Origin of the sequence: Hymenobacter aquaticus (assembly GCF_004765605.1) — a bacterium.
GTDB classification, from domain to species: Bacteria; Bacteroidota; Bacteroidia; order Cytophagales; family Hymenobacteraceae; genus Hymenobacter; species Hymenobacter aquaticus.
On sequence record NZ_SRLC01000003.1, the window covers coordinates 293,659 to 315,600 of the forward strand.

19 protein-coding genes are annotated in these 21,942 nt (G+C 62.5%); 11 read left to right on the plus strand and 8 right to left on the minus strand.

The features are described from left to right. Positions 1-49: 49 nt before the first annotated feature. Together arfB and E5K00_RS21060 are read right to left on the minus strand one after the other, a co-directional pair. Complete coding sequence (arfB, locus tag E5K00_RS21055; RefSeq protein WP_135465286.1) at positions 50-457, minus strand: alternative ribosome rescue aminoacyl-tRNA hydrolase ArfB; 408 nt, start codon at positions 455-457, stop codon at positions 50-52. Positions 458-509: 52 nt separating this feature from the next. Continuing rightward, positions 510-941 carry a hypothetical protein gene (locus E5K00_RS21060; RefSeq protein WP_135465287.1) on the minus strand — a complete coding sequence of 144 codons (432 nt, stop codon included), beginning with the start codon at positions 939-941 and terminating at the stop codon, positions 510-512. A 361-nt stretch (positions 942-1,302) separates the two neighbouring features. Here E5K00_RS21060 and E5K00_RS21065 point away from each other — a divergent pair, with 361 nt between their 5' ends. After that, positions 1,303-3,360, plus strand: a complete 2,058-nt coding sequence (locus E5K00_RS21065; RefSeq protein ID WP_135465288.1) for a M13 family metallopeptidase — start codon at positions 1,303-1,305, stop codon at positions 3,358-3,360. 202 nt (positions 3,361-3,562) lie between these two features. Here the strand turns inward: E5K00_RS21065 and E5K00_RS21070 are convergent, their stop codons facing one another. After that, positions 3,563-4,033: a nuclear transport factor 2 family protein gene (locus tag E5K00_RS21070; RefSeq protein ID WP_135465289.1), complete on the minus strand. Its 471-nt coding sequence runs from the start codon at positions 4,031-4,033 to the stop codon at positions 3,563-3,565. Positions 4,034-4,196: 163 nt separating this feature from the next. Here E5K00_RS21070 and E5K00_RS21075 point away from each other — a divergent pair, with 163 nt between their 5' ends. Continuing rightward, on the plus strand, positions 4,197-5,198 hold the full coding sequence (locus E5K00_RS21075; protein ID WP_167856982.1) for a DUF3667 domain-containing protein: 1,002 nt from the start codon (positions 4,197-4,199) through the stop codon (positions 5,196-5,198). Positions 5,199-5,213: 15 nt separating this feature from the next. On the opposite strand, the gene E5K00_RS21080 is transcribed toward E5K00_RS21075, so the two are convergent. Then, positions 5,214-5,804 carry a hypothetical protein gene (locus E5K00_RS21080; RefSeq protein WP_210114351.1) on the minus strand — a complete coding sequence of 197 codons (591 nt, stop codon included), beginning with the start codon at positions 5,802-5,804 and terminating at the stop codon, positions 5,214-5,216. Positions 5,805-5,966: 162 nt separating this feature from the next. On the opposite strand from E5K00_RS21080, the gene E5K00_RS21085 reads away from it, so the two are divergent. After that, entirely contained in the window at positions 5,967-6,914 is a 948-nt protein-coding gene (locus E5K00_RS21085; protein ID WP_135465291.1) for a 3-oxoacyl-ACP synthase III family protein, read from the plus strand. A gap of 11 nt (positions 6,915-6,925) precedes the next feature. Here the strand turns inward: E5K00_RS21085 and E5K00_RS21090 are convergent, their stop codons facing one another. Continuing rightward, entirely contained in the window at positions 6,926-8,992 is a 2,067-nt protein-coding gene (locus tag E5K00_RS21090; protein ID WP_167856983.1) for an IPT/TIG domain-containing protein, read from the minus strand. A gap of 147 nt (positions 8,993-9,139) precedes the next feature. Further along, complete coding sequence (locus E5K00_RS21095; protein ID WP_135465293.1) at positions 9,140-10,054, minus strand: DUF72 domain-containing protein; 915 nt, start codon at positions 10,052-10,054, stop codon at positions 9,140-9,142. A 389-nt stretch (positions 10,055-10,443) separates the two neighbouring features. On the opposite strand from E5K00_RS21095, the gene E5K00_RS21100 reads away from it, so the two are divergent. From E5K00_RS21100 to E5K00_RS21115, 4 genes are all read left to right on the plus strand, one after another. Beyond that, positions 10,444-11,226, plus strand: coding sequence for a septal ring lytic transglycosylase RlpA family protein (locus tag E5K00_RS21100; protein ID WP_167856984.1), 783 nt, complete (start codon positions 10,444-10,446; stop codon positions 11,224-11,226). A 128-nt stretch (positions 11,227-11,354) separates the two neighbouring features. Next, positions 11,355-11,966 (plus strand): DUF3575 domain-containing protein, encoded by a 612-nt coding sequence (locus E5K00_RS21105; RefSeq protein ID WP_135465295.1) that lies wholly within the window; start codon positions 11,355-11,357, stop codon positions 11,964-11,966. Between the two features lie 82 nt (positions 11,967-12,048). After that, on the plus strand, positions 12,049-14,490 hold the full coding sequence (locus E5K00_RS21110) for a penicillin acylase family protein (protein ID WP_135465296.1): 2,442 nt from the start codon (positions 12,049-12,051) through the stop codon (positions 14,488-14,490). 28 nt (positions 14,491-14,518) lie between these two features. Continuing rightward, positions 14,519-14,908, plus strand: coding sequence for a hypothetical protein (locus E5K00_RS21115; RefSeq protein ID WP_135465297.1), 390 nt, complete (start codon positions 14,519-14,521; stop codon positions 14,906-14,908). Between the two features lie 106 nt (positions 14,909-15,014). Here the strand turns inward: E5K00_RS21115 and E5K00_RS21120 are convergent, their stop codons facing one another. Further along, a complete protein-coding gene (locus E5K00_RS21120; RefSeq protein ID WP_245328382.1) occupies positions 15,015-16,238 on the minus strand; it encodes an alpha/beta hydrolase family protein in 1,224 nt (407 codons plus the stop codon). A 340-nt stretch (positions 16,239-16,578) separates the two neighbouring features. Between E5K00_RS21120 and E5K00_RS21125 the strand changes: the two genes are divergently transcribed. The 3 genes from E5K00_RS21125 to E5K00_RS21135 all read left to right on the plus strand — a co-directional run bounded on the left by E5K00_RS21125 (position 16,579) and on the right by E5K00_RS21135 (position 19,348). Next, a complete protein-coding gene (locus E5K00_RS21125) occupies positions 16,579-17,295 on the plus strand; it encodes an outer membrane beta-barrel protein (protein ID WP_135465299.1) in 717 nt (238 codons plus the stop codon). A gap of 484 nt (positions 17,296-17,779) precedes the next feature. Next, the gene (locus tag E5K00_RS23170) at positions 17,780-18,124 is read left to right on the plus strand and encodes a hypothetical protein (RefSeq protein WP_245328383.1); all 345 of its coding nucleotides are present in this window, start codon (positions 17,780-17,782) and stop codon (positions 18,122-18,124) included. A 186-nt stretch (positions 18,125-18,310) separates the two neighbouring features. Beyond that, entirely contained in the window at positions 18,311-19,348 is a 1,038-nt protein-coding gene (locus E5K00_RS21135; protein ID WP_245328384.1) for a hypothetical protein, read from the plus strand. 568 nt (positions 19,349-19,916) lie between these two features. Here E5K00_RS21135 and E5K00_RS21140 read toward each other — a convergent pair. Next, entirely contained in the window at positions 19,917-21,488 is a 1,572-nt protein-coding gene (locus E5K00_RS21140; protein WP_135465301.1) for a DHA2 family efflux MFS transporter permease subunit, read from the minus strand. 37 nt (positions 21,489-21,525) lie between these two features. On the opposite strand from E5K00_RS21140, the gene E5K00_RS21145 reads away from it, so the two are divergent. Continuing rightward, on the plus strand, positions 21,526-21,933 hold the full coding sequence (locus tag E5K00_RS21145; RefSeq protein WP_245328385.1) for a four helix bundle protein: 408 nt from the start codon (positions 21,526-21,528) through the stop codon (positions 21,931-21,933). Positions 21,934-21,942: the final 9 nt, after the last annotated feature.

A 21,942-nucleotide genomic window follows, 5' to 3' on the forward strand; every position in this document is an offset into this window, starting at 1 on the left:
CCCGTTACTATGCTTTGCCGCCTCATCTGCTGTCTAGCTCAATGACCCGCTAAAAGTCCAGCTTGCCGCGGCTGGCTTTCTTCTCGCCGTGCTTTTTCTTGGATTCGAGGCGCTGGCGCACGGCACCTTTGCTGGGTTTGGTGGCTTTGCGGGCCTTGGGCTTGTGCAGGGCCTTGCGGAGCGTGTCGTAGAACTTCTGCACTACTGTTTCCCGGTTGCGCAGCTGGCTGCGGTCTTCCTGGGCCGTGAGCAGCAGCTCGCCTTCGGTAGTCAGCTTGGAGGCTAGCTTGGCGAGCAGGGTCTGCTTTTGCTCGTCGCTCAGCAGCTGGGAATTGCCGATGTGGAAGCGCAGCTCAACCCGCGACTCGACCTTATTCACGTTCTGACCGCCGGGGCCGCTGCTGCGGCTGGTTTGAAACTGGAGTTCGGGTAGAAAGGCGTCGGCGGGAGGAAGCATGAGGGGCAAAACGGGGAGGAACGGGCCAAAGTTACGGGAATAGCACCGGCGGCTACAGGTGCGCCCACAGGAGCGCGCCCAGCAGCCCGAGGCGTAGCGTCCAGGCCAGGGTGCGGAGCCAGTTGGTGCGCACCAGCCCGTCGATGGTGATGTAGTCGTAGCCGTGCGCGGTCAGGCGGTTGTGAAAAGGCACCGCAATGAAGAACGTAGCCGCCCAGATGCCCGCCACCAGCGCCAGGGCCCACCACACGGCCGCGCCCAGCTCCCGGCCCACCCACGCCAGCCCCAGGGCCAGCAGCAATTCGGCTACCATCGGGGCCCCGACCACCCAGCCCATGCGCCGCAGGTGGGCCCGGTGAAACGCGGCGAAGCCCGCCGCCGGCACCTGCGCGAAAGCCGGGTAGTGCACGAGCTGCACCATCCAGATAACCCCGGTGAGGTAGGCCGTGAGGGCAAAGTTGAGGAGTAGCAGACGGAGCAGCATAGGCGGGCAAGGGGTTGACGAGGAGCAAAGAACGGCAGGCGAAGCGAAGTAGGGGAAGCTGGCGGGCTGAAGCCAGACCGTCATGTCGACCTACGGGAGACATCTCGCGTGCCATGGTAATTAGAATACCATGGCACGCAAGATGCTTCGCTGCGCTCAGCATGACGGTCTTCTTTTAGCGTTCGGCTTACAACAACGACTGCACGCGAGATTCCTCGGCTCCGCTCGGAATGACGGCCCTTTACTTTATTCGTCACCGAAGCCCTGGCTGGGCTGCAACGCTGGTGTATAGACTTTGTCCTATGTGCTGACAGAATCTTTACCTTCGACCTTCCTTCCCTATTCTTTCATTTTCCTTCTTATGCACAACGTTTCTACGCTTGGCAAGTGGCTGCTGGCCTGCGCCGTGACCACCGCGGGCCTGGCCGGCTGCAACTCCGGCAACAAAGCCGGCGGCGGCGGTCAGCCCGACCTGCTGCAAGCCAACCTCGACACCACCGTTCAGCCCGGCGACGACTTCTTTACCTACGCCAACGGCGGCTGGCTGAAGCAGCACCCCATTCCGGCCTCCGAAAGCTCGTGGGGCATCGGTAAAGAGGTGCAGAACGAGGTGTACGCCCGCCTGCGCGCCCTGAACGAGGAAGCCGCCAAAGCCCACGCCGCGGCCGGCACCAGTCAGCAGAAAATCGGCGACTTCTGGGCTTCCGGCCTCGATTCGGTTGTCATCGACAAGCAGGGCATTGCCCCGCTGAAGCCCGAGCTGGACCGCATTGCCGCCATTAAGTCGGTGGCCGACGTGCAGAGCGTGGTGGCCCGCCACAAGGTATTGGGCGTCAACTCGCTCATTGGCCTGTACGTGGGGCAGGATGCCAAGAACAGCGACAAAATGGCCCTGCACCTCTACCAGGCGGGGCTGGGCCTGCCCAACCGGGACTACTACTTCAACAAGGACACCCGCACGGCCGGCATTCGGAAGGAGTACGTGCGCCACGTGGGCCGCATGTTGCAGCTGTTGGGTCAGGATTCGGTGACGGCCCAGCGCCACGCCGGCCAGATTATGAGCCTGGAAACGCAGCTGGCCAGCGCCTCGCGCAAGCTCGAAGACCTGCGCGACCCCTACGCCAACTACAACAAGCGCAGCGTGGCCGATCTGGGTAAGCTCACCCCCGGCTTCGACTGGACGCCCTGGCTGGCCCAGATGGAGCTGAAGACCGACACGGTTATCGTGGGGCAGCCCGAGTTTTACCAGAAGGCCGGGCAGTTGCTGAAGACCGTGCCGCTCGACCAGTGGCAGGCCTACCTGCGGTGGCACCTGGTGAATGCCTTTGCCGCCCAGCTCAGCCGCCCCCTCGACAACGAGCATTTCCGCTTCTACGGCACCATCTTGCAGGGCAGCAAGCAGCAGCGGGCCCGCTGGAAGCGGGTGCTGGACGAGGAAGAAAGCAGCATGGGCGAAATCCTGGGCCAGCTGTTCGTGAAGGAGTACTTCGCCCCCGAAACCAAGGACCGCTACGCCAAGCTGACCGAAAACGTGGTGGCCTCCTTCCGGGAGCATATTCAGGCCCTGGACTGGATGAGCGACTCGACCAAGCAGAAGGCCCTGGTGAAGCTGGCCAAAATCACCCCGAAGGTGGGCTACCCCGACAAGTGGCGCGACTATTCTACTCTGGAAATCAAGCGCGACTCGTACCTGCAAAACGTGATGCGCGCCAATGAGTGGCAGTACCGCTACAACATCTACAAGCTGGGCAAGCCCGTGGACCGCACCGAGTGGGACATGACGCCCCAGACCTACAACGCCTACTACAACCCCTCCAACAACGAAATCGTCTTGCCGGCCGCCATCTTCGCCATTCCCGGCCTGGAGGATAAAAACGCCGACGACGCCATCATCTACGGCTACGCCGGGGCCAGCACCATCGGCCACGAGCTCACCCACGGCTTCGACGACGAAGGCAGCCAGTTCGATGAGAAAGGCAACCTGCGCAACTGGTGGAGCAAGAAGGACCGGGCTGCCTTCCAGCAGCGCGTGAATGGCATCGTGCGCCAGTTCAACGGCTACACCGTGCTGGATTCCTTGCACATCAACGGCAAGGCCACGGCCGGCGAGAACATTGCCGACCTGGGCGGCATCGTTATTGCCTTCGACGCCTTTAAGAAAACCGAGCAGTACAAGAAGGGTGAAAAAATCGGGGGCCTCACCCCCACTCAGCGCTATTTCCTGGGCTACGCCCTGGGCTGGCAAAACCACCAGCGCAACGAAGTGCTGGCCCAGCGCATCCTCACCGACGTGCACTCCCCGGCCATGTACCGCGTGAACGGCCCCTTTGCCGACGTGCCCGAGTTCTACGAAGCCTTCCAGGTGAGACAAGGCCAGAAGCTCTGGCGCCCCGACAGTGCCCGGGTGAAAATCTGGTAGCCTCCGCCAGCCCAACCACCTGTCATTGCGAGCAGCGCGAAGCCATCCATCCGCTGCGAATTACGCAATGACCTTTTCCCAGAAAGCCCTAACGCCTGAGCAGGCGTTAGGGCTTTTCACTTAGGGAAGCTCAACACATTTCAGCGGACGGATTGACGCCGCTTGAGGCGCGGAATGTCGTCCCTTCTCGCCATGACACGGTTTACAGGCCGCGCTGGGCTTTGAACTGCTCCAATCCTTCGGCGGCCGTCTTGCGCACCTTTTGCCGCAGGAAGGCCGACCAGCCCAGCAGCCAGCCAATGGGCCCCAGCGCCTGCCGGCTCCAGCGCCAGAAGCTGAACTGGTCGTGGTGGGTCAGGATTTTGCCGTCCCGGAAGGTGAAGCGGGCGTTGATGTGGTTGTGGACCGGCCGCCGGGTTTTGGAAAAGGTGTAGCGCGCGTCCCACACGGCCTGGCCCTGGCTGTCATCGGCCCGGATGTGGTTATAGGTCAGCTGCATGTCTTTGCCCCGCTCGATGAGCATGCGCCACATCAGCCCGATATCGGGGCCGCGCAGGGAAAAAGCGGCGTCGTCGAAGGTGGCGTCGGGGTGGTAGCAAGCGGCCATGGCGGCATGGTCGCGGCGCTGGAAGCTTTGGTAGAAGCGGTGGAGAAGCTCTTCGTGCGGGTGCATGCCGGGGAGGTTTGTTGCGGAGCCTAAAGGTGAAGAATTTCCGGCAGCTCGGCGGCCTCTTTCCGGCTGGAAGCAAATGCGCAGATTCCGCTGGTGTATTGAGCCGGCACTATGTTTATTTGTGTACCCGTGTCGTCTCTTTCCTTGCTATTTTCTGTACCGTATGGCCCACTCTCATCCTAAGCTCCCGGCGTGCGCCAACTGCGACTACCAGTTCCCGACCGGGCAGCCCGATGACTTCTGCCCTCGCTGCGGGCAGCAGAACCAGGAGGTAAGCCTCTCGCTGGGTCACATCATGGAGGAGTTTCTGGAAGGCATCTTTCACTTCGACAGCAAGGTATTCCGCACCGCCCGGCTGCTGCTGCTAAAGCCCGGCGAGCTGACCAGGCAGTTTTTGCTGGGCCACCGCATGCCCTTCGTGCCGCCCATCCGGCTGTACGTGTTCATCAGCTTCGTCTTCTTCTTTCTGCTTTCCCTCAGCATCAAGCCCTCCTCCGACCGGCCCACGCGGGAGCTGCTGCGCGACGCCAACCTGCAGGCCGTCGCCGACTCCATCCGGGTGAATGCGCCTCAGTCCGGCGTTATTCGCATCGACGCCAAAGACAAGCTGCCGTCGGCGATGCTGTCGGGGCTCGACTTCAGCCAGGAGGAGCTGCTGGCCCTCAGCGAAGACCCGTCGGCCGCCCGCCTCGACTCGGCCCTGCGCAGCCACAAGCAGGAGCCGACGCTGCTGCGGCGCATGTTCCTGCGCCAGACGGTCCGCTCCCTGGACACCTCCCCCGACGAGCTGATGCACAAGTGGATGAAGAGCCTGCCCATCCTGATGTTCGTGCTCATGCCCCTGTTTGCCCTGCTGCTCAAGGCCCTGTATCTGCGGCAGCGGCAGTACTACCTGGCCCACCTCATCTTCTCGATTCACTTCCACTGCTTCGTGTTCGTGCTCTTCATCGTGAACCTGCTGCTGGCCTGGCTCGGCAGCAACGACTGGTTCGACGCGGTGCTGGTGTTTGTCCCGGCCATCTACTTTTTTCTGGCCCTGCGCAACAACTTCGGGCAGTCGTGGCTGAAAACCCTGAGCAAAGTGCTGCTGATGATGGTGGCCTACGCGGGCGTCTTTGCCATGAGCATCGTGCTGTCGTTGCTGGTCAGTGCCCTCACGCTGTAGCCGCTTTCCGGGCGGCTAGAAGTCGAACAGGCCCCGGCGCCCGGCGGGCTTCTCCTGCTTTTTCTCCTTGGGCTTCTTCTCCTTCCGGTCGTTGTCGCCGCCGCCCAGGATTTTATCGAACAGGCCGGTTTTTTTCTCCTTTATCAGCACGTAGCGAATTGAGAAGGCCGTGGGGAAGCGCGCCCAGTCGGCCGAGCTCAGCTCCAGGCTGGGCTTGAAGTCGAAGGACAGCACCAGGGGAATAAAGGCCACCTTGTACTCGGCCCCGATGATGCCGTCGAAGCCCCCGAACACGCCGTCGTCCTTGTGGTTGCCCAGGTGGCCGCCCGCGCCCAGGTAGTAGTTCAGGCTGGGCCCCAGAATGCCGAAGTGGCGCTCGGCCAGCACCGTGCCGCTCACCTCCCGGGTGCCCACGATGCCGATGCCTTCCAGGGTGGTTTTGTCCAGAATCTTCTGCTGAATGGTGAGGCCGTAGTTGCCGGCCCCGAGGCGGCCCCCCACGGCCGTGCGGTATTTCTGGGCCTGGGCCGGAGAAGCCAGCAACGTCAGCGCGGAGAGCAGGGCCGCGCCGGAAAGCAGCCGGGGAAAAGCAGCGGGAAAAGCCATAATCTTTATCGGGAGGAGCTTGAACTAAGTGGGGCAAACAGCGTTTGAACGCAAGGATGCGCTGCAAAGTACGGGCGGGATGCGGAAACAGCCCATTATTTGCCGGGCATTGGCGTACCTTGCCGCCTGTTCACCCGAGTTCCTCCGCTTACATTTCCACCCGTGTATATTCATCAGGTGGCGGCTTATCTGCCCGCCCACGTCATTACCAACAAGCACTTTACCCACCTGAACGGTCTGTCGCACGAGTGGATCATTGAGCGCACCGGCATCCGGGAGCGACGCAAGGCGGCCAAAGGCGAAAATACCAACACGATGGCCATCGACGCCACCGAGCGGGTGCTGGCCGCGGCCCCGCAGTTTCCCGCCACCGACGTCGACCTGATTGTGGGCGCCACCTACACGCCCCACGACACGATTTATACCCTCGCCCACGCCGTGCAGCGCGCCATCGGCGTTCCCGACATTCCGGTGGTCAGCATCTCGTCGGCCTGCTCGTCGCTGCTGAACGCCATTGAAATCGTGGAGGGCTACTTCGCCATGGGCAAGGCCCGCCGGGCGCTGGTGGTGGTGTCGGAGCACAACACGGCTTATAACAACGAGCACGACACCGTGGCCGGCCACCTCTGGGGCGACGGCGCGGCGGCCCTGCTCATCAGCAAAGACCGCCTTGCCCCCACCGACCTGCGCATGGTGGATCTGATTACGGCCGGAGCCGGCGGCGTGGGCAAGGCCGACGTGGCCGTGACGCTGAAGCCGGTGGAAAAAGGCATCGTAATGCCCTTCGGCAAAGACGTGTTCCTGAACGCCTGCCAGTACATGGCCAACGTGACGCGCAAAATCCTGGAGCGCAACCAGCTGGCCGTTACCGATCTGGATTGGCTGATTCCGCACCAGGCCAACCTGCGCATTACCCGCAACGTGCTCCAGGCTCTGGACTTACCCGAGGAGCGGGCCGTATCCAACATCGAGCGGCTGGGCAACACGGGCTGCGCCGGAGCCGCCATTGCCCTGGCCGACCAGCTCGACCAGATCAAGCCGGGCGAGCGGGTGGTTATTACCGTGTTTGGCGGCGGCTACTCCTACGGGGCCATGCTGCTGGAGCGGTAGCCCGGCGCAGCTTAATTCACTTTTACGAAGGGCACCGTGCCCATCCGGCCCGCCGGGTCGCGCCAGCGCAGCACGTACCAGCCGGGGTGCAGCTGGCTTACGTCGATGCTGCGCACGTTGAATCCCGCGCGCGTGTCGATGCCGATGGCCTTGCAGCCCCGGCCCAGCGCATCATACACAAACACCGACAGGTTGCCGTTGGTAGCGCCGGTGTAGAGAAAGCGCAGCTGACTACCATCAACGGGGTTGGGGTAGATCTGCACGACCTGGTCGCCCACGGTATTGTCTTTCACCAGCAGGGGCGCGGCGTTGTCGATGACGCCATCGGGCCGGCGCAGGCGCAGGCGGTAGTAGCTCACGCCCGCCAGCGGCTGCGAGTCGACTACACGGTAAGTGTTGGCGGCAGCGCCGGCGGCTACCGTGGCTACCGGCTGCCAGGCCGTAGTGTCGGCGGCCCGCTCCACCAGGAAATTGCTGAGCAGGCATTCGTCTTGCGTCGTCCAGGTGACTTCGGCCCCGGCGCTGCCCAGGTAGGCGGCCGCTAGGCGCACCAGCGGCGCGGGCAGCATGGGGCCCGGCCCGCAGCCCGCCGGCACGAAGCTGCGGTTGCGCACCACGAAACGGCCCCCGGCCCGGTCATTGGCACTCAACGCCCGGTTCGAGCGGCCCCGCCCTACCCCATAAAACAGCGCCGCCGTAAGCGTATTGACGTGCCCCAGCTGCTGCGCGTGGCCCAGCTCGTGCAGCACCACCGACTCGAAATCGAACTGTAGCGTGCTGGGAAGCCCCGGGCCGAACTGCCAGCTAGTCGCGTCGTCAAACTGCATGTCGATTTCCTTGACGTGGAACGTAATGCGGCCATCGGGACTGGTGCAGCCCGAATAGGAGCTGGTAGTGCGGCCCAGCACGTTGGCCGGCAGCTCGGCGCCACTGTCGAAGCCCACGGAGTTTTCGCCGTCCAGGCCGGTCGTGGTGGTCGTGCGGATAGCGCCGATAATCCAGTTGACGCCCGTCTGGCACCGCCAGCCCGTCCGCAGGGCGCGTTGAAATGCCTCTGCTGCCGCCGTATTGGTGGCGAAGTCCCGCTCAAACCGGAACGTGTAGCCTCCCTCACCGTTCTGGTTGACGTGGTTGGGCCGCACGATGGTTTGCGTACCCTGCGCCAGCACGTTGCTGGCGGCAAACGGCACCGTAAGCAAGGAAGCACTGCTGGCTTGCAGCGCGCCGGCAGTCGTCACGCGCACTGTGCCCGTGCCGGCCGGGCTGCCACTGGTACTGTACGAAGGCACCTTCACCCGGATCTGGGTGTCGGTCCAGCCCACGTAGTCGGAAGGCTGAGCCTGCACGAAAGTGGCCCCGCCGTCATCGGCATTGCGAAACTCGACCAGGCCCGTGCCCCGCTCATTGCCAAAGCCCGAGCCGCTGATGGTCAGCACCGCCCCAGTGCCGGCGGCCACCGTCGCCGGGCTCAGCACACTGATGACCGGGGCCTGACCTTTGGCGGCTACTATGGGCTGCTGCCGGCGTTGCTGGGCCGTCAGCAGCCGGGCGTTGGGCTGCACCTCGCGGCGCGCCTGGCCCAGCGTGCGGCTCAGCTCGGCGTAAAACTCCGGGCCAATCAGCGGATAGCGGCGGAAAGGCTCGGTGGCCGACGCGTCGCTCAGCTCATAGCGAATAAAGCCCTGCTCACTGGCGTAGGGAGTCCAGGCCGCTTCGCCCGATACGCCGGTGAAAGCCGCGGGAGCCAGGAAAAAGACACCCTGTTCGCCGGCTTGCAGGCGCAGCGTGTTGGTCAGCACCTGCGAGGTAAGGTCAACCTGCCCGCCTTCGGTGAGAATAGTGAGCTGACTGGGCGCCGTGCCTTTGAGCACGCTGAACACCCGAATCTGGTGGGCGGTGTAGATACGGCGGTGGTCGGCGTCCCAGAAGCTGCGGGCATCCAGCACCTCGCCTTCTACCACCACCCCCGACTGCCGGGCCCGCTCGGCGGCGGCCAGGGGCACCAGCAGGCAGTGCGTATCGGGTTCCGCGTTTTGGGCCGCGCCGGGTGCCGGGGCCAGCCCGGTTAATAAGAACAAGCCGGCGGCAAACCGGCACAGAGTACTCCTAAGCTTCATAAATCAGCAGCAAGCGGCGACACAGACAGAAACCCAAGGTACGTTAATTCGGGCAGTCTGGGCGGGACGCTTCCGGTTAATTCGGGGCCTGCCGTGCGGCGGCCGGCCTTAAAACAGGCTGCCCTGCACCGGCTGGGGAATGATGCGCGGCGGCGCGACTTCCAGGCCGGTAAGCGCGTGCAGCTTTTCCAGGAAAAACTGCGCCCACACCGGGGAGTGCATGATGTCCTTCTGGTGAATAAAGAAGTACACGGTGTGCAGCCCGGCCTGTAGCCAGCCGGCAATTCGCTCGGCCCAGGCCGTGGCGCGGGCATAGTCGCTGGCAATCAGGCCGTGGCCGTTGAAGCGGATAAAGGCCACGGGCGTCGTCAGGCGCTGGTGCAGCACGTCGCGGCGGCCGGCCACGTCGGTCAGCACCAGGGTTTTGCCCAGCGCTTCGAGCATGGCAAACACCGAGTCGCGCAGGCGGACATCGGCAAACCAGGCGGGGTGGCGCAGCTCCACGGCCATGGGCACGTAGTCGGGAAAATCGAGCAGGTAGCGCTCCAGCCGCGGCAGGTGCTCGGGCCCGAACGTGGGCGGCAGCTGCAGAAAGGCGTGGCCCAGCCGCTCATCCAGCCCGCTGATGGACCGGCAGAAGGTGGTCGTCAGCTCATCGGCGTTGTACAGCTCCCGGTCGTGGCTGATGCTCTGGGGCATTTTGGGGCAAAACCGGAAATGACTGGGCACCGCGTCGCGCCACTTGCGCACCGTGGGCGCGTCCGGAATGCGGTAGTGCGTGGTATTCAGCTCGATGCTGTTGAACTGCCGGGCGTAGTGGTGCAGGTAGTCCGCATCCTTGATACCGGCCGGAAAATAGGAGCCCAGCCAGGCCTTATTCGTCCAGATGGGGCAGCCTATATATATGGATGGAGTGGCCGCAGCCGGGGCCGAAGCGCGGGCCAGCGCCGCCGCCGTATCGGGGTGGTCGGGCGGGAGGCGAAAGTCAACGTAGCGCAGATCGGAAAGGCGGCCAAAATCCATTGGGCAAAGTACGGCAAAACCGCCCGTTTGGCCGGGGAAAGCCTATAGTAAAATTCCGGGACTTTTGCAACCTGGCTCCGAAGATAGCTCGACCGTCAATGCCAAAATTTTTTTAACGGCGCATAGTCTTATTTCCAATGCCGTTCGCAAGGCGTCTATTCAGAGTGCAAAATCAGCCTTGATGAAACACAATCAACCATTTTGCCGCGAACCTATTGATTAATTAAATGCAAATTTTATTGAAAAAGGTCAATTTAAGGCGGTACAGCTTAGCTAACGGGGTTGGAATCGGTTAGGTGGTTTGGAAAGGGCTTATAGATTTGTTCTGCTCACCAACCAGTAAACGAATGAAGTTGACACCGACACGACTGCATGTTTCCGGCTTGCTGATGGCCCTGCTTTTTGCATTGTTCACGGCCCTCCCGCAAGCAGCCCGGGCTACGCGTTTCGAAGAAGAAAAACCAGGTACTGCTACCGCTTCCCGCTCCGTGGTGATGCGGGGCCGGGCCTCCTGGTACGGACGCGAGCATCAGGGGCACCGGACCAGCAACGGCGAACGGTTTGACCGCTTTAAATATACCTGCGCTCATAAAACCCTGCCCTTCGGCACCAAATTACGCGTTACCAACCCCAACAACGGCAAATCGGTCGTTGTGCGCGTCAGCGACCGGGGCCCGTTCCGCCACGAGCGGATTCTGGATTTGTCGGAAGTAGCGGCCCGCCCGCTCGACATCGTGCGCCGCGGCGCCGTATCGGTGGTGGCCGAAGTGGTGCCCAGCACCACGCCCCTGGGCCCGACCGAGGCGCCGGAAAACCTGGCCGCCCTCACCTCCGACTCCGTGGCCACGGTACTGGCCGGCACCACCCTGACCGACATCGTAGCCGGTGAAACCGAAGCTGCCGACGTCGTCGTGATTCCGGCCCCGGCCCCGAGCTTCGTCGTGCAGGCCGGCACCTTCGGCGACCCGCGCAACGCCCAGAGCCTGCAAACCAAGATTCAGGCCCTCGACCAGAGCCTGACCGTGACCATCGCCGAGAGCAGCCAGAATGGCAAGCCGCTCGCCCGCGTTATCGTGGGGCAGTTTGCCGACAAAGCCGAGGCCGAGGCCGTGAAGCTGCGGCTCAAGCAGCTGGGCGTAGTCGGCATGGTGCGCCAAGCCGAAAACCTGTAAGACAGCTTCGCCACTTCGCAACCCGTTGCGCCTTGCTCATAGAACACTAAAAAAGGCCGCTATATGTGGCCTTTTTTAGTGTTCTTCGCTTTTCTATTATCCACTTTATTGCCAACAGTACCCCTTTTATGAAAAAACCATTGCTTCTGGGCTTTCTGCTTGCTGCTACCGCCTCGGGGGCCTCGGCCCAAACCGAGAAAGGCAGCGTAATGCTGGGCTCCAGTCTTTCCGAACTGTCCTTCTCGAAGTCGCAGGGCGGGGATACCAAGTACTTCTCGGGCGCTCTGGCCCCCAACGTGGGCGTCTTCGTTGCTGACCGTCTGGCATTAGGCGCCCAACTCGGGCTGGGGTATCAGTCGCGAAAAATTACGTCGGCCGGCTTCAACTCCAAGTCCAACTACTTTGAGTATGGCATTGCCCCATTTGTGCGGTATTACTTTTCGGATGCGTCCAAGCACAAGTTTTTTGGGCAAGCCTCCTACGGCATTACGGGCTTTACGAATACCTACAGCGTCAACGATGGATATAATTCGAATCGGACCACCACGGGTTCGTTTGGCGGCGGCCGGGCCAGCCTGGGCTACAGCTACTTCGTTGTGCCAACGGTAGCCCTGGAAGTACAGCCGTATTTCGACTGGAACAACCGGGGGACGCTGGCAACCAGCCCGCGGAACAGCCTGGGCCTGTCGGTGGGCTTCCAGATTTTCCTGCCAAAAGGCGGGGCCGCTGCCGCAGAGTAGATCCGGTTTCTGCGCGTAACCAATTCGCCGGGCGGCCTGCGCGGCGAATTTCCTTTTCCCAACCTGCCCGCCTACCCCGCCCATGAAGTGGATTAAAGCCCTGCTGGCTACTGCTCTTTCCCTGTCGCTGACCTGGGTGCTGAACGCCCGGCAGGGCGACATTCCGCCGTTTGGCAAGTTTCTGAGCCCATTCCAAGGCTTCTGGCGCAACGCCGAAGCCACCGATGCTTTCCCCGCGGCCCAGACGCTGACCATTCCCGGCCTGCGGCAGCCGGTGCAGGTGCGCTTCGACGACAAGCACGTGCCCCACATCTTTGCCCAGAACGACCACGACCTGTACTTCGCCCAAGGCTACCTCACGGCCCGCGACCGGCTCTGGCAGATGGATTTCGTGACCCACGTGGCGGCCGGGCGGCTGTCGGAAATCGTGGGGCCGGCGCGGCTCGAAACCGACCGGTTTTTCCGCCGCATGGGGCTGAAGTACGGGGCTGAGAAGTCGGTGCGGGCCATGCTGGCCAACCCCACCACCCGCACGGTGCTGACCTCCTACTCCGACGGCATCAACGCCTACATCAGCAGCCTTTCGCCCCGCGACTACCCCTTCGAGTACAAGCTGCTCGACTATGCGCCCGAGCCCTGGGAGCCGCTCAAGTCATCGTTGCTGCTCAAGTACATGGCCTTCGACCTGAGTGGGCGCTCCGACGACCTGCGCATGTCGAATGCGTTGGGCAAGTATGGCGCGGCCGTCATCAACGACCTGTTTCCGGACTACCCCCGGCGCGAAGACCCGATTGTGCCCGTCGGCACGCCGCTGGACTTCAAGCCGCTGCCGGTGCCGGCCACGCCGCCTTCGTTCACGGCTTCGCTGTCGGAGAAGGTGCCGCAGCACGAGCCCGACCCGGAGCTGGGCTCCAACAACTTCGCCGTGGATGGCAAGAAGTCCGCCTCGGGCTACCCGATTCTGGCCAACGACCCGCACTTGCAGCTCAACCTGCCCAGCATCTGGTACCAGGTGCAGCTTTCGGCCCCGGGCGTGAACGTGTACGGCGTCACGATTCCGGGCGCGCCCACGGTTATTATCGGCTTCAACGACCAGGTGGCCTGGGGCGTGACCAACGTGGCCGCCGACGTGCTGGACTTCTACCAGCTCAAGTTCCGGGACGCCTCCCGGCGCGAGTACTGGCACGACGGGCGCTGGAAGCCGGTGCGCCGGGTGGTGGAGCATATCGTGGTGCGCGGCCAGCCCGACCGCTACGACACGGTGCTCTACACCCACCACGGCCCCATCGTGTACGACCAGGACGAGAAGCCCTTCATGAGCCAGACGCCCATCCGGCACGCCATGCGCTGGACGGCCCACGACGCCGACAACGAGGTGCTGGCCTTTTACAACCTGAACCGGGCCAAAAACTACCAGGATTACACGGCGGCCCTGGCCACCTACGGCTCGCCGGCTCAGAACTTCATTTTTGCCAGCAGCCAGAACGACATTGCCATCTGGCCCAACGGGCGCTTCCCGCTGAAGTGGCGCGACCAAGGCAAGTTTATCCTCGACGGCACCGACCCGGCCTACGACTGGCAGGGCTGGATTCCGCAGGCCCAGAACCCCCACGTAAAAAACCCGGCCCGGGGCTTCGTCAGCTCGGCCAACCAGTTTTCGGCCGGCCCCGACTACCCCTATTACCTGCACTGGAACTACGCCAGCTACGAGCGGGGCCACCGCATCAATGAGCGGCTGGCCCGCATGACCCGCGTGACGCCCGACAGCCTGCGCCTGCTGCAAACCGACAACCTCAACCTCAACGCCCAGCTGATGCTGCCGCGGATGCTAAGCTTGGTGGGCCGCGCGCCGCTGAAGGCCGACGCGCGCAAAGCCTACGACGAGCTGAGCCGCTGGAATTACTTCTACGAAGCCGACGCCATCGGGCCCAGCATCTTTGAGCTGTGGTACAACAACCTGGTCAAGCGCCTCTGGGACGATGATTTCGGCCTGCAAGCCACCGGCCTGGAGATGCGCGCCCCCACCCGGGACCGAACCAACACCCTGCTACTACAGGAGCCCGCCTCCCGCTGGATCGACGATCGGCGCACCCCCGAAAAGGAAACTCTGGAAACCCTGGCCCGGCAGTCGCTGCAGTTTGCCGCCGACTCGCTCACGCGCAAGTTTGGGCCGCTGAGCCCCGAGTGGCGCTGGGCCAACCAGAAAAGCACCGATATTCTGCACTTGGCCCAGCTGCCCGGCTTCGGCCGCATGGATCTGAACGTGGGCGGCGGTGCGGGCATCGTGAATGCTACCTCGGAGCGCAATGGGCCTTCGTGGCGCATGGTGGTGGCCCTGGGGCCGCAGGTGAAAGCCTACGGCGTATACCCCGGCGGGCAGTCGGGCAACCCCGGCTCGGCCTACTACGAAAACCTGCTGGATACCTGGAGCGCCGGGCAGCTGCACGAGCTGATTTTCCTGCGCCACCCCGACGAAAAACACCCGCGCGTGCCCGCCGCCTGGACGCTGCAAGCCCGACCCTAACCTTCCCTCCTGCTTTCCTGCCATTCCGATGCGTCTTTTCCTGCTGATCTTCGTTTTGAGTGCCTTGGCGCAGGTATTTCTGCCCTGGTGGAGCCTGGTGCCCGTGAGCCTGGGCGTGGCCTTCGTGCTGGCCCGGCACGGCGGCCGGGCGTTTCTGGCGGGCTTTGCGGGCGTCGGGCTGGGCTGGCTGCTGCTGGCCGCATGGTGGACCGTGCAGAACGACGGCCTGCTGGCACACCGCGTGGCCCAGCTGCTGCCCCTGGGTGGCAACGGTTGGGCCCTGGTGCTGCTGACGGCCGTGCTGGGCGGCCTGGCGGGCGGCCTGGCGGCGCTGGCCGGCGCCTGGCTACGGCAGGCCGTGGCCCCGGCTCCGACCTCGCCGGTTAAGCAGCCCCACACCCAGACCACGGCCGCCTAGACTTTTACCCGCAGCCTTTTTCTAAACGCAAAACAGCGCCACTTCCCGGCCGGGAAGTGGCGCTGTTTTGCGTTTCAGTCGCCTGGTTTTGCCTATTCCCTCCGGGCTAGTACTGCGAGATAAACGCGTAGGCCTGCAAGGTGTAGCTGGCGGCCGAGGAGAAGTGGTTGCCGCCCGGAATCGGGCGCAGCTCTACGCTGGTCGCGCCCCGGGCCTTCATGGCGTTGTAGGCATCCTGGGAGTTGAAGAAGGGCACGTAGTCGTCGGCGGTACCGTGGAAGAGGGCCAATGGGGCCTTGGGCTGCCAGTCGTGGATGTCGTTGTCGCGGAAGGCGGCCAGCAGCTGGGCATCGGTTTTATCCAGAATACCCTGCCGGAACGTGGGCGTAAACAGCTCTTTGGCCTGGCTGGGCACCTCCCCGTAGAGGTTGGTTTGCAGCTGCGCGGCCCAGGGCTGATTCACGTAGTACGTGATGGGTCGGTTGATGCCGTAGACGCGGTTGTAGGTGTCGAGCACCCACACGTAGGTGCTCAGGAAGCTCAGCGGCTGGTCCGACTTGAGAATGTAGTCGGCAAAGGCGGACTTGTGGTAGGCCCCCGCCCCCGGCGCGCTGGCCGTGACGGTAAACTCGCTGCTGGCCTGCTCCTCCATCAGCTTGTGCAGGGCCAGGGTGGCAAAACCGCCTTCGGAGTAGCCCAGTAGAAAGTTTTTCTTGCCCACGGCTACCTGCTCCTTGGCCCCGAACTCGCGGGCGGCCCGCAGCATATCCAACGAGGCGGAGGCCAACGACGCGGCGTGCTCGTAAGGGTGGGGCAGGTTTTTGGAAGCCCCGTACCCGATATAGTCGGGAGCGGCCACCATATATCCGGTCGAAGCCAGCACCGACACGGCCGAGTACACCTCGCTATTGGGGCTGTAGTACGACGGTGCCCGACTTTCGTCGTCGGGCCGGATGGTGCCGTGTTGGTAGCTCAGCAGCGGCAGCGGCTGGCCGCCCACGGTGGGCACCAGCAGCGCCCCGGAAGCAATAATGTTCTTGCCGTCGGTGTTGCGGGTGGTGTAGGTAAGCCGGTACACCCGAATCGGGTAGCGGACCAGGGCCCCGGCAATCGGAATGTCGGATACGCGGCCGGCCAGCTGGCTGGTCGAGTACTCCCCGATGAGCGTGCTGCTGACCAGGTGGGTTTCGGCCGGACTCGTGAGCGTTTCGGTAGCCGCTTGCGGCGCGGCGGCATCTTTGGTGCAGCTGATGCCCGAAGCTGTGCTGATACCGGCCCACAGCAGGAAGGTGAGGCGGGCCAGGCTGAAGTTGATTTTTCTACGAATCACGCGGGAAGGAATAAGTTGAGTTGCTTCCTCTTAACACCGTGGCCGGGAAAAGATTTCGGCAAGGCCCGCTGATTTACAGCATTCCGGGGGCCTGGTATTTCTCCGGGACGCGGCCGGGGCGGGCAGCCAATTTTTTTGGCGGCCGATACTTACATCGTTCTTTCGCCGTTCTATTGCTCCTGCGCTGTTTTCAGCCTAGGTTTGTTTTATCGTCGTCCATTTATCGGGCGGCTCCCGCTCCGCTCCTACACCCTATTGCGCTTCGTAATGCCTGCGGTCCGCTTGCCTTCCGGCGGCTGGCCAGGCTTTGATTTTTCCTGCTCCACGGAGAAGTTAGCGCATGATCATCAGCAAAAGACACGTTGCCTGGGTAGCACTCTGCTCCGCCGCTGAATGTGCCGCCCAGAAGCCAGAGCATACTACTCCGAGCCTCTATGCAAGTTTGTGTCTGGCTTCAGCGCACTACACGGTCATATACAAGCCTTCGGGCTTCGCCACCGCCATTCCTCTCTCGCCGTGGCGCGTGGCGGCCGGCTACCAGTTTACGCCCCGCCTGGGGCTGGAAGTAAGCGGCATGTACCGTGCGGAGTCTTCGGCTGGATCGGCTACGGGCACCACTACCATTGGTCAACCCGTCAGAGACTACACGACGGAGAAAAGCCGGAGCGGGGCCCTGCCTGTCGTAGCCCGCTACTCGCTCAGCGCCCGGCCAGCAAGGCCGTGGCACATGGAGGTGCTGGCCGGGGTTACGGTTACTAAAACCCGCGCCGAATCGAGTTACACGCATACCGTCGGCGGGCAAATAGTAACCGACCGGCAGGATGTAAACCACAAAACCAGCCTGTACTACACCGCCGGACTGGGCGTGCGCTACCGCTTCGGCCAGCACTGGCAGGCAGTAGCAGACTGGACGATAAACCGCAACACCGAGCGCCTGTCAGCAGCCATTAGCCAGCAGGTGCTGGGCCGCAGCATCGACCTTACCTACGCGTACGGCCTGGGTGTGCGCTACTGCTTCCGGCTCAAGCCTACCGTTAGTCAACGGCCGACGCACTAGGCTAGCACCTGTCAACCGTGGATGCCGGTGGCGACTTCATCTACTCCCGCTACTGGTAAGCCAGTAAATAACGTATCTGCTTATGAAGACTATTCTCTCCACCCTGCTACTGTGTACTAGCATGCTGGGCTGTGGCTTACGCTGTCAGGCGCAACCCACCCTAGTTTACACCCCGCGCTTCTCTATCGGCGTGCAAACGGCCCTGAACCGCTACGTCGTCTTTTATCCTACTAGTGCTAACACTATAGGTATCAAGCCTTGGATGGCAACACTCGGAGTGCAGCTGACCCCACGTCTGCTGGTGCAAGTCGGCTATGGCTACAGTCAACAAAAAACTGTGGAAGACCCCTCGTACACCGGTACTACCCTTACCGGACAGCAGTCTTCTGGTGTATACCGTTCCGAGTCACGTACATGGGCGGTTCCGGTGCTGGCCCGGTACACATTAACTAAAAATGCGAAGTCCCGGGTACAGTTTGATGCATTGGGTGGTACTACACTGGCCTCAGCCCACTTCAGTAGTTATGCCGACAGGAGAATCGATGGCCAGATCATCAGCTCGACCAGCTACGGCGACCACGCCCCGCTCCAGCTCTACGCCACGGCGGGGCTGGGGGCGCGGGTGCGGCTGGGCAAGCACTGGCATGTGGTCTGGGATATGAGCCTGAACCGCAACCTGCACGCCACCTCGCGCTACACCAACCTGGAAGCCACTGGCAACCGCTGGGGCCTGACGCGCAGCACCAACTTCGGGGTGCAGTACCGCTTCGGCTGGCCGCCCCGGCGTAAACCCGCGGAGCCCGTAGCCCCGGAAACGCCCGCGCCCTGACAGGAAACCGGCGGGAATGAAGGCCGGCGGGGCCGGGGAATTTCCGGCCCCGCTTTCGTGTCAGCCGCCGCCGATAACGAGGCCGAATACCGGGCCGGGCAAACATAATCGGGCCGGCACCACCGCCGGCCACGGCAAAAAGGCGTAACTTGCTGACCAGTTTTGCTTTCAACGTTACCTTCTTCAGTGGCTTCTCGTACCAACTTTTCCCGTTTCTCCCGGCCGCTGCTGCCAGCGCTGGGCCTGATCTTCTCCTTGTCTTTCACGGGCTGCGGCACCCGCTCCGAAGGTGAAAACGCCGATACCAAAGCCACGGCGGAAGTTCCCGCCAAGCCGGTGGTGGTCGACAGCGCGGCGCTGAAAAAGCAGGCCATGCTGCGCGACTCGCTCAAGGCCGACTCTATCGTGAAAAAGAGCGGGCAGCTGCCAGGCGCCATCCTGCCGGGCAAGCGCATCGTGGCTTTCTACGGCAACATCCGCTCGAAAGGCATGGGCATTCTGGGCCGGGAGCCCAAGGAGCAGATGTTCCGCAAGTTTGAGAAAGTGCTGGCCGAGTGGCAGGCCGCCGACCCCAGCATTCCGGTGCAAGCCGCCCTGCACAACGTCACCATCACGGCCCAGGGCACGCCCGGCAAGGATGGCAAGTGGCGCCTGATGAACTCGAAAGCCACCATCGAGGAGGTTATCAGCTGGGCCCGGGAGCACAACTGCATCCTGTTCCTGGACGTGCAGCCCGGCCACAGCACCCTCGAAGCCGAGCTGCCCAAGCTGGAGCAGTACCTCAAGCAGCCCGACATTCACCTGGGCATCGACCCCGAGTTTTCGCTCTCCACCATGCCCGGCGTGCGCCCCAACCAGCGCATCGGCACCCTCGACGCGAAGGACGTGAACTTCACGGTGAACTTCCTGGCCCGCATCGTGAGCGAAAACAACCTGCCGCCCAAGGTGCTGACCGTGCACCGCTTCACGCGGAAGATGATTACCAACTACAAAAACATCAAGCTCGACCCCCGGGTGCAGATCGTGATGCACATGGACGGCCACGGCGAGCCAACCCTGAAAAAGGACTCGTACCACGACTACATCCAGACCGAGCCGGTGCAGTACACGGGCTTCAAGCTGTTCTACGAGTACGACCCCAAGCCCAAGCCCCACCACCTGATGACCCCGACCGAGGTGCTGACCCAGCTCACGCCCAAGCCGATGTACATCCAGTATCAGTAGCGGTGAATGAGTGAAATGGTGAATGAGTGAGTTGTCGTTTGGTGGCTTGCTTATCATACAAAAGCCCCGTCGTGTCGCACGACGGGGCTTTTCGTTTCAGTATTCTGGCTGGTCAGCACGGGCTTTTGAAATTGGTGCAGGAACCCCCGAGTACTCGGGAAACCCTTCTGCAACTCGTGTAGCCTCTTCCGAGTAGGCAGGGGGCACTTTTGTAAGTAGTGTAGCCCGTCCGGCCTACTCGGGAGGCCCTTTTGCAAGTACTGTAGGGCCTCCCGAGTAGCCAGGAAGCACTTTTGTAAGAAGTGTAGCCCGTCCGGCCTACTCGGGAGGCACTTTTATAGTTTGTGAAGTCCCTCCTGCTTAGGCGACACGGGCTTTTACAACCCCGAAAGCGCCTGTCGCCTCAGCGACAGGCACCGCACGCCCCCGAGCTGCTTTCCTGGGCAAGGCCAGAGCCACCGTAGGCAAACAAAAAGGCGGCCGTGTCCAGCACAGCCGCCTTTTTGTTTGCCTACGCAAGCGCCACCACAACGACAACTCACTCATTCACCACGTCACTCATTCACCGCTAGTGCGCGGCGTTCAGGTCGATGGCCTCGCCGCGCCGGGCGCGCTTGATGAGCAGCACCAGCGGCAGGCAGACGACGAAGAACAGGCCAATCATGGAGAACACCTGGGCGTAGGTAATGATGGCGACCTGCTTCATCAGGATGCCTTCCAGGGCCGCGTAGGCCTGCTTCTGGGCCTGCTCGAAGGAGAAGCCCCGGGCCATGAAGTTGGCGGTGAAAGCCTGAATCCGCTGCACGGTATTGGTGTCGTAGAGCGAGATGTGAGCCAGCGGGCTGATGCGGTTCTGGGCCATGCTGCGCTCCAGGTAGGTGCCCACGATGGCCACCCCGAACGAGCCGCCGAGCTGGCGGATCATGCCGGTGAGGCCGGCGGCCTGGCCCGCGTCCTTGCCTTTCAAGCCGGCCAGACTCATGGTGGTAATGGGCAGAAAAATCAGGCCCATGCCCAGGCCGCGCACCATCAGGGGCCAGAAGAAGTCACTCTCGCCGGCGGTGGGCGAAATGATGTTGGCCATCCAGAACGTGAAGAGGAAGAAGATGCCGAAGCCCACCGGAATCATGAACTTCTGGGGCACGCCGGCCTGTAGCATCTTGCCAATGACGGGCATCATGAAGCCGGAGGCCAGGGCGCCGGGCAGCAGAATCAGGCCGGTTTGGGCGGCGGTGAAGCCCAGGATGCGCTGGGTGAAAATGGGGAAGATGAACACCGAGGCAAACATGCCGAAGCCCAGCACGAACGAGAGCACCGCGCCCACGGCCAGGTTGCGGCTTTTGCCCAGCACCCGCAGATCCACGATGGGCTGCGCGGCCGTCAGCTCGCGCCACACGAAGCCCACCAGCCCGATGACGGCCAGGGCCGTGAAGCTGTTGATGTAGGCGCTTTCAAACCAGTCTTCGGTTTCGCCCTGCTCCAGCACCAGCTGCAACGAGCCCACGCCCAAGACTAGCAGGAAAATACCGGCCCAGTCGATTTCGCGCAGGGGCCGCGGCACGGCGTTCTTGATGCGCTCCGGGTCGCGGATAAACAGGGCCGTGAAGATGGCCGCCATGATACCCACCGGCACGTTCACGTAGAAAATCCAGGGCCAGTCGTAGTTGTCCACGATGTAGCCGCCCAGCGTGGGGCCGATGGTGGGGCCGATAATAACGCCCATACCGAACAGGGCCTGCCCCAGCGGGAGCTGCTTGGGCGGAAAGGTGTCAATCAGGATGGCCTGTGAGGTAGCCATCAGGGCGCCGCCGCCGATGCCCTGCACGAAGCGGAAGGCCACCAGCTCCCAGATGTTGGTGCTCTGGCCGCACAGCATCGAGGCGACGGTGAAGATCAGCACCGACACGAAGTAGTAGTTTTTGCGCCCGAACTGCTCGGCCAGAAAGCCGGTCATCGGAATCACAATAACGTTGGCAATGCCATAGGAGGCAATTACCCAGGTCACTTCCTGCTGGGTAGCCGAGAGGTTGCCCATCATCTGGGTCAGGGCCACGTTCACGATGCTGGTATCAATAAGCTCCAGCAAGCAGCAGAGCACCACCGTAATTACGATGATCCACTTGGTAAATCCGGTTTCCATGAGGTGAGTTGGTGACTTAGTGATTTAGTGAGTTGATTTGGAGACCTTATCTCAACCCCCTTTATTTTTTATGGAAGAATCATCTCCCAACCGCGCTACTTTCAACGAAGCCCTACGGGTACGGACTAAGCAAGCAGCTTTGCGAATCATTTATCTCTTTCAGCAGCTACCCCATTCAAGTGAAGCGACCATCTTGGGCAAACAGCTTTTACGGTCGGCTACCTCGGTGGCCGCCAACTACCGGGCAGCTTGTCGGGGCCGTTCCGCTGCGGAATGGTACGCCAAGCTATGCATCTGTGTAGAAGAGGCCGATGAAACGCTATTCTGGTTGGAGTTGCTAGGTGATGCCAGCATCATCCCAAAGCCGCGACTGCAAAACCTGGAGCAGGAATACCGCGAAATCGTATCCATCCTCGCCAAAGCCCGCAAAAACGCAAAGTCCTAGCTTAAGATG

What these genes read in the sequence shown, in the direction of transcription:
- E5K00_RS21070 (WP_135465289.1), bottom strand. Translation starts at nt 4,033, where the DNA reads ATGCACCCGCACGAAGAGCTTCTCCACCGCTTCTACCAAAGCTTCCAG.
- E5K00_RS21105 (WP_135465295.1), top strand. Translation starts at nt 11,355, where the DNA reads ATGAAAAAACCATTGCTTCTGGGCTTTCTGCTTGCTGCTACCGCCTCG.
- E5K00_RS21140 (WP_135465301.1), bottom strand. Translation starts at nt 21,488, where the DNA reads ATGGAAACCGGATTTACCAAGTGGATCATCGTAATTACGGTGGTGCTC.
- E5K00_RS21075 (WP_167856982.1), top strand. Translation starts at nt 4,197, where the DNA reads ATGGCCCACTCTCATCCTAAGCTCCCGGCGTGCGCCAACTGCGACTAC.
- E5K00_RS21125 (WP_135465299.1), top strand. Translation starts at nt 16,579, where the DNA reads ATGATCATCAGCAAAAGACACGTTGCCTGGGTAGCACTCTGCTCCGCC.
- arfB (WP_135465286.1), bottom strand. Translation starts at nt 457, where the DNA reads ATGCTTCCTCCCGCCGACGCCTTTCTACCCGAACTCCAGTTTCAAACC.
- E5K00_RS21110 (WP_135465296.1), top strand. Translation starts at nt 12,049, where the DNA reads ATGAAGTGGATTAAAGCCCTGCTGGCTACTGCTCTTTCCCTGTCGCTG.
- E5K00_RS21060 (WP_135465287.1), bottom strand. Translation starts at nt 941, where the DNA reads ATGCTGCTCCGTCTGCTACTCCTCAACTTTGCCCTCACGGCCTACCTC.
- E5K00_RS21115 (WP_135465297.1), top strand. Translation starts at nt 14,519, where the DNA reads ATGCGTCTTTTCCTGCTGATCTTCGTTTTGAGTGCCTTGGCGCAGGTA.
- E5K00_RS21100 (WP_167856984.1), top strand. Translation starts at nt 10,444, where the DNA reads ATGGCCCTGCTTTTTGCATTGTTCACGGCCCTCCCGCAAGCAGCCCGG.
- E5K00_RS21095 (WP_135465293.1), bottom strand. Translation starts at nt 10,054, where the DNA reads ATGGATTTTGGCCGCCTTTCCGATCTGCGCTACGTTGACTTTCGCCTC.
- E5K00_RS21080 (WP_210114351.1), bottom strand. Translation starts at nt 5,804, where the DNA reads ATGGCTTTTCCCGCTGCTTTTCCCCGGCTGCTTTCCGGCGCGGCCCTG.
- E5K00_RS21065 (WP_135465288.1), top strand. Translation starts at nt 1,303, where the DNA reads ATGCACAACGTTTCTACGCTTGGCAAGTGGCTGCTGGCCTGCGCCGTG.